This window comes from Corynebacterium sp. KPL1986 (assembly GCF_000477975.1).
Lineage (GTDB): Bacteria > Actinomycetota > Actinomycetes > Mycobacteriales > Mycobacteriaceae > Corynebacterium > Corynebacterium accolens.
The window spans coordinates 1127779-1143687 of sequence record NZ_KI515719.1; the positions used below are offsets into that span (position 1 = coordinate 1127779).

Here is a 15909-nt window from a genome sequence, read left to right on the forward strand (position 1 = left end):
AAAGCGTTAAGCTTGTGTGCATGCAGTTTCCTAGCCTAGAAGAGTTGCAAGCCCGCGGTACCCGCAAATGGACCGTCTTCGATGAGGAGGTCCTTCCGCTGTGGATCGCGGAGTCCGATTTCCCCACCGCTCCCGCCGTCAAAAAGGCGGTGCAGGAGATGGTGGACAATGAAACCTTCGGCTATACCCCCTCCCCCAAGGCCTCGGGGCTGCGCGAGGCGGTCGCGGATTTCTATGCGGAGCGCTATGACTGGCGCCCCAACGCCGATCACATCTTCTGGATAGGCGATGTCGTCCGCGGGCTCTTACTCAGCGTGCAGTACTTTACCCGCGATGATTCCCCTGTCATCGTGCCCGTGCCTTCCTACCCACCACTGCTGGAACTTCCCCGCACGGCGGGGCGGGAAAAAATCGAGACCAGCCTCGAGTTAGATGAGATCGAGCAGGCTTTCAAGGACGGCGCCGGTTCCATTCTCTTGGCCAATCCCTATAACCCGCACGGCCACGTCTTTTCGGAAGATTACCTCCGCGGGTTGGTGGAGTTGGCGGAGAAATACGATGCCCGGATCTTGGCCGATGAGATCCATGCCCCGCTGGTGTATGAAGGAAAGCATATCCCGGTGGCATCGCTTAGCGAGGAAGCAGCGCAGCGCACCATCACCGTCACCGCCACCTCCAAGGCCTTTAATACTGCGGGCCTCAAGTGCGCGCAGATCATCTTTTCCAATGCTGCCGATGCCCAGAAATGGAACGGACTTACCGGCGTGGCCAAAGACGGTACCGGCACCTTAGGTGTGCTTGCAGCCGAGGCCGCCTACCGCCACGGTGGGGACTTCCTGGACGAGGAAATTGAATACCTACGCGAGACCCGCGACTGGCTGGTAGAAGAACTGCCGCAGCGCATCCCCGGACTGAAGACCTTGCAGCCGCAGGCCACCTACCTGCTGTGGCTAGACTTTTCCGATACCGCTATCGCCGGCAATCCCCAGCCTGCTAAGTGGCTCCGCGAGAATGCCCGCGTCGCGCTCAACGAGGGCGATACCTTTGGCACCGGCGGCCCCGGCCACGCGCGGTTAAACTTCGCCACCTCTCGCGAAATCCTAGGTGAGGCACTCGACCGCATGGAAAAGGCCTTCGCCGAGCTCGATTAGTTCCCAGCCATCCCGCCCCATTGCGCACGCACTGGGGCTTTTATTGTATTTTCACCATGCTTTGATTTCTCAACAGGTGGGCAGTAATATCTCATTACACGAATAGCCCCTATAGGGCTACAGAATTCACATTCTCGTTCGCGCCCCCGCCACCACGGCGCCGGTGCGGCAGATGGTTTTAGTACGCAATATTAAGGAGCCAAGATGGCTACCCCCACCACTGCCAAGAGCAAGGCCACTGTTGTAATTGCCTCGCTGATGCTCTTTTCGATGTTCTTCGGCGCCGGCAACCTCATTTTCCCACCGATGGTGGGCGTTTCCGCCGGCACCAACTTCTGGCCCGCCGTGCTGGGCTTCCTCGCCGCCGGCGTACTCTTGCCCGTCCTGGCCATCATCGCGGTCGCCATTTCCGGCCGCTCCGTGCGCGACCTGGGCGCGAATGGCGGCGCTATCTTCGGCGTCGTCTTTTCCGCCATGGCCTACCTGTCTATCGGCGCTTTCTACGCGCTCCCGCGCACCGGCGCGGTCTCCATGGAAACGGCGATCACTCCCCTTTTGGGTTGGAAAGGCACCCTGGCCAGCGGTTTATTCAATACCGTCTTCTTCCTCATCGCGTTAGGCCTGGCGTGGAAGCCCAATTCCATCATCGATACGCTGGGCAAATTCCTCACCCCGGCCCTGGTTGCGCTGCTAGTGGTCCTCATTACCTTGGCGGCACTGAATAACCCGCGCGATCCCCAGATGCCCACCGAGGATTACACCTCTTCCCCCATGGTCACCGGCCTTTTCGAGGGCTACAACACCATGGACGCCATCGCCGGCCTCGCCTTTTCCATCGTCATCGTGGGTTCCCTGCGCTCTAAGGGCTTTAAGACCCAAAAATCCTTGGTGAAGGGCACCATCACCGCGGCGCTCGTCGCCGGCGCCCTGCTTGCCGCTATCTACTTGGGGCTGGCTTGGGTGGGCCAGACCTTGCCCGATGGCCAGTCCTATGATTCAGGTGCGCCGCTGCTTGCCGAGGCCGCCAATCTCACCATGGGCACCTTCGGCCAGGCCCTCTTCTCCGCCATCGTCGTCCTCGCCTGCCTGACCACCGCGGTGGGCCTTATCACCGCGACCTCCGCGTTCTTCGAGATGCTGGTGCCTAAGACGACCTACCACCTGTGGGCCTGCATCTTTACCGCGATGTCCATCCTCTTCGCCTTCCAGGGCCTCGACACCGTGTTGTCCATTGCGGTTCCGTTCATCACCTTCCTGTACCCACCGGCCATCTCCCTCATCCTGCTCACGCTCATCCAGCCGGCGGTAAAGAAGTCCGTCGTGTTCTACTGGACCTACCGCCTTGCCCTGTGGGTATCGGTCATCTGGTCCGCCCTGACCGTCATTTCCGCGCAGGGTTGGGCAACCGACGTCCTGGATCCCATCTTGTCGCTGGCGCCCGGCCAAGCCGTTGATCTCGGCTGGATTGTGCCTACCGCCATCGCGGCAATCATTAGCCTGATTGTCGATATCTCTACCAAGGCCGGCGAGAAGCACTCCAACTCCGTGACAGCGGCGGCCGATGCCGACGACGATGCCGTCGTCGATTCCCCGCTCGATGCAGCGGCATCGCCTAAGAGCTAAGCTCCCCCCTCTCCTTCTCTGCCCCGCCGTCGACCCGCATTCCCCGGGTTCCACGGCGGGGTTTCTGTTTGCGGGCGCACTCCACGCACAAGAAGCACGGAATAGCGCCGCCCCGCGCACCGTTGCACTATAGGTACTATCCCCGCGAGAAAAAGGATTATTTTCCCATGACTGATCACGCGCCACTTTCCGTATTGGACTTTTGCACCATCTATGACGGTGAAACCCCTGCCCAATCCATTAACCGGTCGGTGGAATTGGCCCAGGAAGCCGAAAAGCTGGGGTATTCCCGCATGTGGTACACCGAGCACCACAATATGAAGTCCATTATGTCCTCCGCGCCCGCCGTCCTCATCGCGCACATCGGCGCTAAGACGGAGCGCATCCGGTTGGGCTCCGGCGGCGTGATGCTACCTAACCACTCGCCGTATGTCATCGCCGAGCAATTCGGCACATTGGAGGAGATGTACCCAGAGCGCATCGACCTAGGTGTCGGCCGTGCCCCCGGCACGGACATGAATACCTTGGGCCGTGCGCTGCGCCGCGATGGTCAATCCGCCGAGCGTTTTCCAGAAGACGTCAAAGAGCTCAACGCTTATCTGGAGGGCAAGGCCTATATTCCTGGGGTCAGCGCGGTTCCCGGTGCCAATACGAACGTTCCTATCTATATTCTGGGCTCGTCCATGTTCGGCGCTTCGCTCGCGGCAAAGCTCGGCCTGCCCTACGCCTTTGCCTCCCACTTCGCCCCGCAGCACCTCGAGGAAGCAACGACCTACTACCGGGAGAACTTCCAGCCTTCCGAGCGGTTTAGCAAGCCCTACGTCATCGCCGGTGTCAACGTCACCGCCGCCGATACTATGCAAGAGGCAGAAGCTGAGTACGAGCGCGTGTGCTTTAACCGCGTGAAGTCTTTCGCCGGCCGCGGCAAGTACTTGACCGACCAGCAGGTAGAGCAGATCATCGAGTCCTACCAAGGCCAGCAAATCCTGGACATGCTGCGCTACTCCGCGGTTGGCACCACCAAGGAAGTCACCGAATACCTGGAGAAGTTCCAAGAGCACGCCAAGGCCGATGAGCTCATGATTTCCCTGCAGTCCAGCTCGCACGAGAACGTCATCAAGAACATGCACGTATTGGCCGAGGGCTGGCAGCTCGATCCCGCCAACGTGGCGGGCACCCCGCGCTAAACCCCGCCTCGCTGCGCTACACAGCGTCGCGTTGGGCTGCCCTCGGTCTCAACGCTGGCCGCGCGGTGCCACCGAATCCGCCGCACAACAATCCGCTGGGATTGCCCTAATTTATGGCAATATATGCCTCCCCCCGAATGGTTTTGGGGCATTTATGTGTTGAGTAACACACAAGTTATTCTTCATCTATGAAAATTTTGCGTGCGCGCTCAGCGCTGGGCTGTCTCGCGGTGGCGACAGCGCTGGGCACGGTAACAGCTTGTTCAGCGGGCCATACGGCGGTGGTAGATACCTCCGGGAACGAAGCCGCCCTGACGGTGGCGTCCAGCTCGGGAGCCACCTCGCTCGACTTCACCACCACGAGTGGGGCCGCCGCGCCCTCGGTGCTGATGGATAACGTCTATGAGACCTTGGTGCGCATCGATGAAGACGGATCCATCACCCCAGGCTTGGCCAAGGACTGGGACATCAGCGAGGATGCGAAGACCTACACCTTCCACCTGCGCGATGACGTGACTTTTTCCAACGGCGATCCCTTCACCGCGCAGACCGCCGCCTTTTCCATTAATTACGTCAAAAATGACTGGGCCAACGGCATTTCCTCCGCCATGGACCCGGTCGACAGCGCCACCGCGGTCGATGACCACACCCTCAAAGTGCGCCTGGCTAAGCCCTCCAACGGCTGGCTGTGGTCCATGGGCACCACCATCGGCGCGATGATGTCGCCTAAGGGCATGGACGATCTCGCGGCCCAGCCCATTGGCACCGGCCCCTACGAGGTGGCGGGATTCTCGCCCTCGGAATTCGTCTCCTTGCACAAGCGCGAGGATTACTGGGGCACGCCGTCTGCGCACGATGTCACGGTGCGCTACTTCCCCGATGCCATTTCCTCGGTCACCGCGCTGCGCTCGGGCGGCGTGGACGTCGTCTGGGGCGTGGGTAACCCGGAAATCCTCGATTCCCTGGATGATTCCATCGATACCAACGTAGGCACCACCAATGGTGAGGTCCTGCTATCGATGAATAATGACCGCGCCCCCTTCGACGATCCGCGGGTGCGGCAGGCCGTGGCCTACGCCGTCGACCGCAAGGCGGCCAATGACATCGTCTGGTCTGGCATGGCCACCGATACCGGCGGCGCGCCCATCCCACCTACCGATCCGTGGTTCGAAGGCAAGAATTACTACGACTTCAACCCGGATAAGGCCCGCTCGCTGCTTGCCGATGCCGGCGCCCAAGGCACCCCGCTCACCATCACCGTGCCTACGCTCTACTATGCCCAGGCCATCTCCGAGCTGCTGTACTCGCAGCTTTCCGATGTCGGATTCGACGTCACCCTCGAAACCGCCGAGTTCCCTGCCGTGTGGCTGGGCCAGGTCCACGGCGCTAAGGACTATCAGATGTCGCTTATCTCCCACGTGGAGGCCCGCGATGTTCCGGCGCTTTTTGGCAACCCGGATTATTACCTGAATTATGATTCCGCCCGCACGCGCGAGCTGCTCGAAAAGGCCGATACCGCGAAACCTGAAGACTATCCCCGCCGCATGACGCAGGTCGTGGACCAAATCATGGCCGATGCCGGCGCGCTGACCGTGATGAATATGCCGAATGTCGTTCTAACGCGCCACGGCATTAGCGGCTTGCACACCGATCAGGTCACCGACGCCATCGTATTGCGCGATCTCACCGACGACAAGGAGGACCAATGAGTACCTCTCGGGCCCAGGCCATAATCCGGCCGCTGCTGCGCTTTGTGCTCACGCTTTTTCTCGCCTCCCTCATTATCTTCGCGCTCATGCGCGCCGTGCCCGGCAACCCGGCGCGCGTCGCGTTGGGCGTTAATGCCACTGAGGACGCCATCGCCGAGCTCAGCGCAGATCTCGGCCTCGACCGGCCGCTCATCGCGCAATACGGCGAGTGGATGAAGGGCCTCGCTACCGGTGATTTTGGCAAGTCGCTGTCCTCGCAGCAGGACATCACCCCTCTGGTTGTGGACCGCCTGCAGGTCACGCTCATCCTCATCGGCCTGGCCATGGCCTTGGCGCTGGCCTGCGCGATTCCCATCGGCATGTGGCTGGCGCATAACCGCAATTCGCGGGTTGCCGGCCTGGTCTCCGCGGGAACGCAGTTGGGCATCGCCGTGCCAAGCTTCTTGGTCGGTATCATCTTGGTGGCCATCTTTGCGGTCCACCTGGGCTGGCTGCCGGCCAATGGTTGGGTGCCGCCCAACCGCGGCGTGGGCGATTTCCTGCGCCACCTGATCCTGCCGGTCATCGCGCTGGCCCTGGTCCAGGGCGCCATGCTCACGCGCTATATGCGCTCCTCGGTGCTCGACGTTATGGACCAGGACTATATCCGCACCGCGCGCGCCCTGGGCGATTCCCCGCGGGAGGCCCTGCACCGCCACGGGCTGCGCAATGCCGCGCTGCCGGTGCTGACGGTGTCTGGCCTGCAATTGACCTCGATGGTGGTAGGCGCCGTGGTCATTGAATCCGTCTTCGTCATCCCCGGCGTGGGTTCCATGCTGCTCGATGCTGTCTCCGTGCGCGATCTGACCACGGTGCAGACCCTCGTCATGCTGCTGGTCACCTTCGCGCTGGCAGTCAACATGCTTACCGATGTCGCCTACCGCCTCATCGACCCCCGAATCAAGGCAGGTGACGCGCGATGAAAATGCGTTTTTCTGGTTGGCTAGGCGCCGTGCTCGTCGGCGCGGTCGTGGTAATCGCCCTCGTATCGCTGGTGTGGACGCCGTACGATCCCACCCTCGCCCAGCCGGGCAGCCGCCTATCCGGCCCCACCGCGGATCACGTCCTAGGCACGGATCGCTACGGGCGCGATACCGCCTCGCGCATCATGGCAGGCGCGAAAATCACGGTCTTCGTAGGGCTTATCGCCGTCGGCATCGCCGGTCTTATCGGCATCCCGCTCGGCATTATGGCCGGCATGCGCCGCGGCACCTGGGTAGAAGCGCTCATCATGCGCGGCGCCGACGTGGTGATCGCCTTCCCGGCGCTCTTGCTCGCTATTATCGCCGGCGCAGTCTGGGGCCCATCGACGTTAACGGCCATGATTGCCATCGGCATCTCCGGCATCCCGTCCTTTGCCCGCGTGGCGCGTTCTGGCACGCTGCAGGTAATCACGCAGGACTATATCGCCTCCGCCCGCATCTCTGCCGTACCTGGATGGAAGGTTGCGGTGCGCCACGTGCTGCCGAATATCGCAGGCCTTATCATCGTCCAAGCCTCCATATACTTCGCCCTCGCCATCTTGGCCGAGGCAGGCCTGTCCTACCTGGGCCTAGGCACTCCTCCCCCAGCCGCATCGTGGGGCCGCATGCTGCAGGATTCCCAATCGCTGCTGAGCACCGATCCCCTCCAAGCCCTCTGGCCAGGACTTGCCATCGCCGCCACGGTCTTGGGCTTTAACCTGCTTGGCGATGCCCTCCGTGATGCCCTCGACCCCCGCATGAAAGGAGCCACGCGATGAGCCTTTTAAGCGTGCGCGATCTCAGCCTCAGCGCCTCTGAATCCTCCCTCGTCGGCCCGCTTAGCTTCGAGCTCGAGGCTGGCGAAAAGCTCGGGATCATCGGCGAATCCGGCTCCGGTAAATCACTGACCGCGTTATCCATCATGGGCCTGCTACCCACGGGCATTTCCGCCACCGGCGAGATCACCGTAGCCGATCACCAGATCATCGGCGCGCGGGATTCCGCCATCCGCCCACTGCGGGGAAAGACCATGGCCATGGTCTTTCAAGAACCCATGAGCGCACTGGATCCCTTGATGCGCATTAGCGCCCAGCTCACCCACGCCGGTGCGCACGATATCGCCGCTGCCTTGGAAGAAGTCGACCTCGATGCCGATCTCTCCTCCCGCTTTCCCCACCAGCTATCCGGCGGGCAGCGCCAACGCGTGCTCCTGGCCATGGCCATGGCGGGAAGCCCTGACGTGCTCATCTGCGATGAGCCCACCACCGCCCTCGATGCCACCACGCAAGACGGTGTCCTCCGCGTCATCGAGCGCGTTACCGAACAACGCGGCACCGCACTGCTTTTTATCACTCACGACCTCAAGGTCATCCAGCGCATGTGTCCGCGGGTGCTGGTCATGCGCGATGGCTACACCGTGGAGGAAGGCCGCACCGAACGCGTGCTCACGCAGCCGCACCACGCCTACACCCAAGAGCTAGTCTCGGCCTCGCAGCCGCCCGACTTCGCCCTTGCCCCGGCGGGTGGGGAGAAGGACGCGGTGGTATTGGAGGGCATCGGCAAGCAGCATGGCTCCCAGGCCGCGCTGGCAGGGATCGATCTCCGCGTGCGTCGCGGCGAGCGGCTCGGCATCGTCGGCGGTTCCGGTTCCGGCAAAACCAGCCTGCTAAAAATCGTCTCTGGGCTCGATGCCCCCACCTCTGGAACCAGCACCGTGGACGGGCGCGTGCAGATGGTCTTCCAAGACCCGCAAGGTTCGCTGAACCCGCGGCTAAAGATCTGGAAATCCATCGCCGAGGCCATGCCCGGCCGCCTGCCCAAATCCGAGCAGCGCGAGCGCGCCGCCGCCGCGCTGGAAGAGGTAGGCATTTCCGGCAAGGCGCTCGACCGCTACCCCCACGAGTTTTCCGGTGGTCAGCGCCAACGCATCTCCATCGCCCGTGCGCTGTGTGGTGAACCGGATATCCTGCTTGCCGATGAAGCCGTCTCCGCCCTCGACATGTCCGTGCAAGCCCAGGTGCTGGAACTACTCGCCCACCTCATCGAGGACCGCGGGCTAACCCTGCTGTTTGTCACCCATGATCTCTCCGTGGTGCGCGGCCTCTGCGATAGAGTCGCCGTGCTCAACCGGGGCGAATTGGTCGAACAAGGTCCCACCGAGCGCGTGTGGTCCGCGCCCACCAGTGACTACACCCGCCGTCTCATCGCCACCGCAGGGCAGTAGGGCGGCTCGAGCGATTTTACCCACGGCGTAGGGTGGTTGCGGTAGAAGTTTCTAGCGAAAGGAGTCCAACAGGCTCGTGAGCACCGACCACCCCATCCCGCAACGCCCCAGCACCACCCAACTGTTGACCGCTTTTAATACCGCCTCCGTGCGGTGGCCCGGCGCGCTACGCGCCGGGCTGGCAATCCTTATTCCCGGCGCTTGTGCCCTGCTTACTGGCCACGACTACGCCATCCTGCTGCTGGCCACTGGTGCCTTCGCCGTGATTTTCGGCGAGGGCCATCCCTTTCGCACCCGGCCCCGCGTCATCCTCATTGCCGGCCTAGCCCTGACCACCGTGGCCACCGTGGGCGTGCTGGTCGGCCACCTGATTTTCGTCCCCGGGCACGGGCACTGGTGGCTGCTGCTCGCCGGCCTCTATTCCCTCCTGCTCGCCGCGCTCTGCGGCTTTACCCAAAACGCGCTGCGCCTGCCGCCGCCGGGCGCCTTCTTCCTCGTCTTGGTCGGCGGCGGTTCGGTGATGCTGGCGCGGACGGATACGAGCGTCGGCCAGCTCTTCTTCTGGTCCCTAACCGGCGTGCTGGCCAGCCTGATTTTGGGCATGGCGCCCGCGCTTATTGATGTTCACGGCCCCGAACGCCGCGCCGTCGCTGCCTTAGAGAAGGCCACCGCTGCGTTCGTCTCCGGCGAAGATGATTCCCTCGCCCGCCACCACCAAGCCCAAACGGCGCTCTCAACAGCCTGGCAAGCGCTTGCCGATGCCGGCGTCATCCGCGGCGGCCGCATCATCAATACCGCCGCTGCGGGCTTGGTGGATCGCACCTTACAAGCCCAAGGGCGCATCGTCGCGCATAACCGCGCGCTGGATTTAAAATTCTCTTCGGACCTGCTGACTGATTACGCCACCGATGTAGATCCACACCGCACCGCCATCCCGCACACCCGCCCGACTGGCCGCTACCGCATCTACCGCGCCGCGGTGCGGGATTCGCATGCCATGGTGACCACGCAAAAGATCGTGCTGTCCGCCGCCATCACCACGGTGGTCAGCCTGTCCTTAGGTTTTGACCGCCCGGACTGGGGCGTGGTCTCCGCCTTCCTCATGCTGCAGTGGGGACCAGACCATGTCGCCGGCACCGTCCGCGGCATCCACCGCATGCTCGGCTCCATCGTTGGCGTCATGCTGTTTTCGGTCTTTCACTACTTCGGCGTGTCCGGGTGGAGCTTGCTTTTGGCCCTCGCCGCCTGCCAATTCTGCGCAGAGATTTTCGTGGCCAAGAACTATGCCATCTGCGTCATCTTCTCCACCCCGCTCGCACTGCTGATGGGCAATTCCGCCCAGCGCCCCCTCTGGCCCACTATCCAGGCGCGCATCAGCGAGGTCCTCATCTCCATCATCGTGGCCACCATCGTACTGTGGTTCTGGCAGCGCTCCGCGCCCGTCCGCAACCAGCACCGCCTGCAAACCCGCGCCATGGAATCCATGTCCACCCTGCTCGGGCTGCTTTTTATCAATACTCCCGAAGAGGTCCTGGCCAGCCGCCGCGACCTGCAATACGAGCTGCTATCCGAGCGCCGCGCCATCCAATCCCTCGCCGCCGATAACCCCGCCACGGCCCGCGAATTGTGGCCACGGCACATCGCCATCCAGCACGCGGGCTATTTCTTGCTCGACTATTGCTCCACGCACCCGTTCAGGAATGCGAGCTGGGAGGAACTGGACGGCATCATCAAGCAGATTCACGCCGCGCATGCCCAACCGCGCTAGCTTGTGGAATGCGTTGCGGTACTGAACAATTGGAGCCACTACCCCTCGCCGAGCTAAGGACACCGTGACTTCTTCCTCCCGCGCCTACAAGCGCTCCCTCGAACCGCACGATAAGGGCAGCGCCGTCGGGCTCTACCCGCACAATATGCACCCTGGGCTGGTGCCCGGCATCAGCGTTGAGGACCAACGCAACCGCTTCGGCCTGGATAAATCGCTATTTTCCATCACCGCCGTCCTCATCGTGGCCTTCATCATTTGGGGCATTACCATGCCCGATAACCTGGCCGCCGCCTCCTCCACCGCCTTTAACTGGGCCATCACCAATACCGGATGGCTGCTGAATATCACCATGCTGCTAGCCACCGTGACCATGGCTTATATCGGGTTCTCCCGCCTCGGCCGCATCAAGCTTGGCACGGATACGGAAACGCCCGAATTCAGCTACTTCAGCTGGGTAGCGATGATGTTTGGCGCCGGCATCGGCGTCGGCATCTTCTTCTACGGCCCATCCGAGCCGCTATCGCACTACCTCAGCCCTCCCCCGCACACCGTGGATAATGGCAGCTCCGTCGAGGCACTGCACCAGGCAATGGCCCAGTCGCACTTCCACTGGGGCATTTCCCCATGGGCGGCCTACGCCTTAGTCGGCGCGGCCATTGCCTATTCCTCCTACCGGCGCGGGCGCGTTCCCCTCATTTCTTCCATCTTCCAGCCGCTCTTCGGCTCCCGTGCCACGGACGGCCCGCTGGGCAAGCTTATCGATGTCATGGCGCTTATCGCCACCCTCTTCGGCACCGCCGCTACCTTGGGGCTTTCTGCTATTCAAATCGGCCAGGGTGTCAGTATCATTCGCGGCGCGGGCCCCATGACCAATTCCGCGCTCATCATCGTCATCGCCGTGTTAGGCTGCGCGTTTATTATCTCCGCGGTCTCCGGCGTCGCGCGCGGCGTGCGCTATCTGTCCAATTTCAATATCACCTTGACCTTGGGACTTATTGCCTTCGTCTTCTTGGTCGGGCCCACCCTATTGCTGCTGAACCTGATTCCTTCGGGCATCGTGACCTATATCGATCAATTCCTGCCCATGATGGCCAAGGGGCTGTCCTGGGGCGATGAGACCATAGAATTCCAGTCTTACTGGACGGCGTTTTACTGGGCCTGGTGGATTGCGTGGACGCCGTTTGTTGGCATGTTCGTCGCCCGCATCTCCCGCGGCCGCACCATTCGCGAATTCGCCGCCGTGACCATTTTCGCCCCCACCGCCATTTTGGCGCTGGCTTTTACCATCTTTGGCGGCACCGCCATTACCTTCAGCCGAGATGGCGTAGAGGGCATCGACGGTGAATCCTCCAATGAACAGGTGCTCTTTTCGATGTTCCAGGATCTTCCCCTTGGCACCATCACCCCCTTTATCCTTTTGGTCATCCTCGCGGTCTTCTTTGTCACCTCGGCTGACTCCGCATCCGTGGTCATGGGCACCATGTCCTCCAAGGGCGATCCAACCCCGAATAAGCTCATCGTCATCTTTTGGGGCCTGTGCATGATGGGAATTGCCATCGTCATGCTGTTGACCGGCGGCGAAGACGTGCTCACGGGCCTGCAAAACCTCACCATCCTGGCAGCGCTGCCCTTCTGCCTCGTGCTGTTGACCATGATGGTGGCGTTCATCAAGGATCTGCGCTCTGATCCGATGTTTATCCGCCGCACCTATGCTCGTTCGGCGATGGACAATGCGGTCATGCGCGGCATCGCAGAGCATGGCGATGAATTCGAGTTCTCCGTCCAGCACGCCGAAGACGGCCGCGGGGCCGGCCATGACTTCGATTCCGCCGCAGACCGCTACACTGAGTGGTACCAGCGCACGGACGAAGAAGGTCGAAACGTCGATTATGACTTCGAAACCGGCGAATGGTCCGATGGCTACGACCCAGAGGAGGAGAAGTAATGGGTCTTCCCAGCGACGTCGTCCTCGACGGCTACACCCTCATAGAGCAGCACGAGATTGACCACGAATTCTTATTGCGCGGATCGCCGCTTAGCACGAACACTCCCCTGCTCTTCGCACTCACCATCGTCGGCATCGTACTCGTGGCTGCCAGTTTATTTCTACGCGGGCGCGGGCGGATCATCGCCGGTGTACTGGGCGCGGTGCTCGCAGTAAGCAAGCTGTGGTGGATGCCCTTCGCCTTGGCGCGGCGCTTCGATGACGGCCAGGTCTTCGGCTATACGCTCAAGTACTTCCCGCAGTACTGGCCGGTAGCCTCCATCATTGTCGGCGCCATCGCGCTCATCGGCCTCGGCTCTGCCGTTATCCGCCGACATTAACATTATTTCTGCACGCCGGCGGCCTCGCGCATGGCCTTGGTCTGCGCGGAAGGGTGCTCGTTTTCGGTGGCCAGTCGCTCGAAAGCCACGGCGGCGAGCGCCGCCGCTTGCATGCCGAGCACGGAGTCATCAAAACGCATCATCGGCGAGTGATTCCACTCGCGCTGGTTTTCGGGCGTCGAAGGGTTGGCCGTGCCCATCCACATAAACGTGCCCGGCACTTGGGAAAGGACATAGCCGAAGTCCTCAGAAGCCATCATCGGGGCCTCGAAGGGCTGCATGTTTTCTGCGCCAAACATCTGCCCCCACAGCGTGGCGGCGAATTGATTCTCCCGCGGGTTCGTCTTCGTCGTGGGATACAATACCTCGAAATCCACCTGCGCGGTACACCGGTGCGAGGCAGCCACCGAGCTGGAGACCTCGGTGATCATTTGGCGGACGGCGTCGATCTTTTCATCGCGAAGCACGCGCACTGTAGCCCCCAGGGCTGCGCGATCCGGAATGGCGTTATACGCACCATTGCCGGCCCAAAGGTTGGTCACGGTGATAACGATGGGCTCCAGCGCGTCAAAGCGGCGCGTCAGCGCGGTCTGCAGCGCCATCTGGATTTCTGCCAGCGCCGCGACAGGATCAATGGCATCGTGCGGGCGCGACCCGTGTCCGCCCTTACCTAGCACCGTAATAGTCAGGTTGGACGAGCTCGCCATCATCGGCCCTGGGACATAATGGAACGTTCCCCGGTCCTGCGGGCCCACGTGCAGGCCGTAGGCGGCAATCGGGCGCCGGCCGGCGGCATCGAGCACGCCTTCTTCAATCATCGGCTGCGCACCGCCAGGGCCTTCTTCGCCGGGCTGGAACATAAACGTGACATCACCATGCAGCTCCTCCCGGTGCTCGCACAGCATACGCGCCGCCCCAATCAGGCCCGCTGTATGCAGGTCATGGCCGCAGGCGTGCATAAATTCGTTAATCGATGCAAAGGGGCTGCCGGTTTGCTCATGTACCTCCAGCGCATCCATGTCCGCGCGCAGCAGCACCGATACCGGCCGCTCGCCGCGCTTGCCGCCGCGCAGGACCGCCACCACGGAGGTAAGGTCCTGCCCCACATGGATCTCTAGCGGCAGGCCTTCAAGCGCCTCAAGGACCTTTTTCTGGGTGCGCGGCAGATGCAGCCCGATTTCCGGGTGGCGGTGCAAATCGCGCCGAATGTCTTGCAGGTCCTCCACCATGGATTCGCCCATGTCCTGAAAAATCTCCGTGGCCGGCTGCTTGCCAATGCGCGCCCGCGTCACCGGCAGCGGCGGCAGCTCCTGCGCTTGGCGCGGGACGGACTTACGGCCGGGGTGGTTGGGGCGGACAATTTTCGTGGGATCAGTCATGTGGGCTCCTTTACTCGCTGTCGTATTCGACAATACCGCAGGTTATCCACAGGGTGAATGGGCGTCGAGGCGTCAGGTGTGACGCGTGGGGCGAGTTATCCACAGGCGGGGCGACGCAGGCTTTCCCGCGGGTGGACGGTGGCTTAACCTCGCAGGCATGACCCGCTTGCAAGACTACGCCCGCCAATTAACCTCGCCGATGGAGCTTCTCGGCGAGGTCTTCGGCCTTGCCGAGGCGGACCTGCGGCGGCTTGGCATTTCCCGGCAGGAATCGCGCGAATTGCTGCTGCTTGCCGATGCCTACTTCGGCCCCACCTCCTTTACCCGCCGCCAGCGCACGTGCCGGGCGACGAAGCACTGCTTAACCACGCTCAAGTTGATTGAAAAATACGTCTCCCGCACCAAGACGAAGCGGGATGCGTGGGCGCTGCGGGCAGAGTTGTGTGGAACTTCGGGGAACATCGACAAGCTGGCGCGCACTCGGCTCAAGGAAATGTATCCTCCCCGCCAGCCCCAGCGCGGGGTGCGCATGACCCGGCGCAAGGGCGGGCCCTCCACGCTGTCTATTACCGGCGATTCCGATTTCATCGCCGACCTGCACTCCACCATTGGGGAGGATTCCCCGCTCGAGGCCGTCGACCGCATCTTCTTCCGCGGTGGTGCCACGCGCCCGGTGGCTAGCACCAATATCGTCATCCACCTCGATGAGCTGGATGAGATATTAAATGGTGGCGGCGAAGAGGTCACGCTGCAGATGACCAACGGTGCCGAAATTTCCGGGGCCAAGTTGGTGGAGAAAAAGCTTGCCGAGGTTGGACTTGTCACCCTCATCCATCCCTTCGAGGGCCCGGTCAACCTCTATAGGACCTCGCGGTTCGCCTCTGAAAAGCAGCGGCTGATGGCCGCTGCCGAAAACCCCTCCTGCCCGTGGGCGGAGTGCAATTATCCGGCCGATAAATGCCAAGTCCACCATCTCCAGGCGTGGAAGCACGGCGGCGAGACGAATATGGACAACCTGACCATTGCTTGCCCCTATCACAACGGCGTCAACGACGATGACCCGCACGCCCCGCCGGTGCGCGGCCGCCTGCATCGACACCGCGGCCGCATCGAATGGCTTCCGCCCTGGGCCTCGCCGCCCGGCTAGGTGCCGCCTTTACTTGATTCGAATGAGCCGGCCCCGAGCAGTTCTGGGGTTCCTAAGTAAGTGGCGCCTTTTCCTACCGTTGCTCTTCTCATTGCCGCCGATAACAACCGCTGGTTTAGCGGTTGCCGGTTTGGCATGCCATAAGCCATCTACCCTGCGGCCCGTATGCTGTGAGACCCGTGCGCCGTAAGGCTCGTGCGTCGTGGGAACCGTGTGCCAGAAGACAGGGCGCCCTGGGATCCGGGCGCCGTGGGATCTTTGTGCCGGGAGAACGGTGCACCGGGAGACCCTGTGCCGACGGTGCGTTGTGGTGTGCCTCCATCGCTGGGTGCTAAGTCAGGGCCTTGGCGCGGTGATAGATGTTCACGAGCGACCAGTGGCTAGCTGGGTAGGAG

The 15909-nt window shown here is 62.3% G+C and carries 12 protein-coding genes; 11 read left to right on the plus strand and 1 reads right to left on the minus strand.

Features of this window, described 5'->3' with window-relative positions; translation table 11 throughout:
* Window positions 1–20 precede the first annotated feature (20 nt).
* From HMPREF1287_RS05230 to HMPREF1287_RS05275, 10 genes are all read left to right on the plus strand, one after another.
* A complete protein-coding gene (locus HMPREF1287_RS05230) occupies window positions 21–1151 on the plus strand; it encodes a MalY/PatB family protein (RefSeq protein WP_023017118.1) in 1131 nt (376 codons plus the stop codon).
* A 204-nt stretch (window positions 1152–1355) separates the two neighbouring features.
* Complete coding sequence (gene brnQ, locus HMPREF1287_RS05235; RefSeq protein ID WP_023017117.1) at window positions 1356–2774, plus strand: branched-chain amino acid transport system II carrier protein; 1419 nt, start codon at window positions 1356–1358, stop codon at window positions 2772–2774.
* Window positions 2775–2941: 167 nt separating this feature from the next.
* Window positions 2942–3961, plus strand: a complete 1020-nt coding sequence (locus HMPREF1287_RS05240; RefSeq protein ID WP_005278049.1) for an LLM class flavin-dependent oxidoreductase — start codon at window positions 2942–2944, stop codon at window positions 3959–3961.
* A 188-nt stretch (window positions 3962–4149) separates the two neighbouring features.
* Complete coding sequence (locus HMPREF1287_RS05245) at window positions 4150–5670, plus strand: ABC transporter substrate-binding protein (protein ID WP_023017116.1); 1521 nt, start codon at window positions 4150–4152, stop codon at window positions 5668–5670.
* Complete coding sequence (locus tag HMPREF1287_RS05250) at window positions 5667–6632, plus strand: ABC transporter permease (protein WP_023017115.1); 966 nt, start codon at window positions 5667–5669, stop codon at window positions 6630–6632. The genes HMPREF1287_RS05245 and HMPREF1287_RS05250 overlap by 4 nt, the downstream gene beginning before the upstream one ends.
* Window positions 6629–7450, plus strand: a complete 822-nt coding sequence (locus HMPREF1287_RS05255) for an ABC transporter permease (protein WP_023017114.1) — start codon at window positions 6629–6631, stop codon at window positions 7448–7450. The genes HMPREF1287_RS05250 and HMPREF1287_RS05255 overlap by 4 nt, the downstream gene beginning before the upstream one ends.
* Window positions 7447–8895, plus strand: coding sequence for an ABC transporter ATP-binding protein (locus HMPREF1287_RS05260; RefSeq protein ID WP_023017113.1), 1449 nt, complete (start codon window positions 7447–7449; stop codon window positions 8893–8895). Before HMPREF1287_RS05255 ends, HMPREF1287_RS05260 begins: the two co-directional genes overlap by 4 nt.
* Window positions 8896–8971: 76 nt before the next feature.
* Window positions 8972–10663: an FUSC family protein gene (locus HMPREF1287_RS05265; RefSeq protein WP_023017112.1), complete on the plus strand. Its 1692-nt coding sequence runs from the start codon at window positions 8972–8974 to the stop codon at window positions 10661–10663.
* Window positions 10664–10808: 145 nt separating this feature from the next.
* On the plus strand, window positions 10809–12608 hold the full coding sequence (locus HMPREF1287_RS05270) for a BCCT family transporter (RefSeq protein WP_034654302.1): 1800 nt from the start codon (window positions 10809–10811) through the stop codon (window positions 12606–12608).
* Window positions 12608–12988 carry a hypothetical protein gene (locus HMPREF1287_RS05275; RefSeq protein ID WP_023017110.1) on the plus strand — a complete coding sequence of 127 codons (381 nt, stop codon included), beginning with the start codon at window positions 12608–12610 and terminating at the stop codon, window positions 12986–12988. The genes HMPREF1287_RS05270 and HMPREF1287_RS05275 overlap by 1 nt, the downstream gene beginning before the upstream one ends.
* Window positions 12989–12990: 2 nt before the next feature.
* On the opposite strand, the gene HMPREF1287_RS05280 is transcribed toward HMPREF1287_RS05275, so the two are convergent.
* Window positions 12991–14367, minus strand: coding sequence for a M20 family metallopeptidase (locus HMPREF1287_RS05280; RefSeq protein ID WP_023017109.1), 1377 nt, complete (start codon window positions 14365–14367; stop codon window positions 12991–12993).
* Between the two features lie 157 nt (window positions 14368–14524).
* On the opposite strand from HMPREF1287_RS05280, the gene HMPREF1287_RS05285 reads away from it, so the two are divergent.
* Window positions 14525–15514 carry an HNH endonuclease signature motif containing protein gene (locus tag HMPREF1287_RS05285; RefSeq protein ID WP_023017108.1) on the plus strand — a complete coding sequence of 330 codons (990 nt, stop codon included), beginning with the start codon at window positions 14525–14527 and terminating at the stop codon, window positions 15512–15514.
* The last annotated feature ends 395 nt before the right edge of the window (window positions 15515–15909 follow it).

Excerpts from the sequence above, each read along its gene's own strand:
- HMPREF1287_RS05260 (WP_023017113.1), top strand. The coding sequence starts at position 7,447 with ATGAGCCTTTTAAGCGTGCGCGATCTCAGCCTCAGCGCCTCTGAATCC.
- HMPREF1287_RS05255 (WP_023017114.1), top strand. The coding sequence starts at position 6,629 with ATGAAAATGCGTTTTTCTGGTTGGCTAGGCGCCGTGCTCGTCGGCGCG.
- HMPREF1287_RS05280 (WP_023017109.1), bottom strand. The coding sequence starts at position 14,367 with ATGACTGATCCCACGAAAATTGTCCGCCCCAACCACCCCGGCCGTAAG.
- HMPREF1287_RS05250 (WP_023017115.1), top strand. The coding sequence starts at position 5,667 with ATGAGTACCTCTCGGGCCCAGGCCATAATCCGGCCGCTGCTGCGCTTT.
- brnQ (WP_023017117.1), top strand. The coding sequence starts at position 1,356 with ATGGCTACCCCCACCACTGCCAAGAGCAAGGCCACTGTTGTAATTGCC.
- HMPREF1287_RS05270 (WP_034654302.1), top strand. The coding sequence starts at position 10,809 with ATGCACCCTGGGCTGGTGCCCGGCATCAGCGTTGAGGACCAACGCAAC.
- HMPREF1287_RS05240 (WP_005278049.1), top strand. The coding sequence starts at position 2,942 with ATGACTGATCACGCGCCACTTTCCGTATTGGACTTTTGCACCATCTAT.
- HMPREF1287_RS05245 (WP_023017116.1), top strand. The coding sequence starts at position 4,150 with ATGAAAATTTTGCGTGCGCGCTCAGCGCTGGGCTGTCTCGCGGTGGCG.
- HMPREF1287_RS05275 (WP_023017110.1), top strand. The coding sequence starts at position 12,608 with ATGGGTCTTCCCAGCGACGTCGTCCTCGACGGCTACACCCTCATAGAG.
- HMPREF1287_RS05230 (WP_023017118.1), top strand. The coding sequence starts at position 21 with ATGCAGTTTCCTAGCCTAGAAGAGTTGCAAGCCCGCGGTACCCGCAAA.
- HMPREF1287_RS05285 (WP_023017108.1), top strand. The coding sequence starts at position 14,525 with ATGACCCGCTTGCAAGACTACGCCCGCCAATTAACCTCGCCGATGGAG.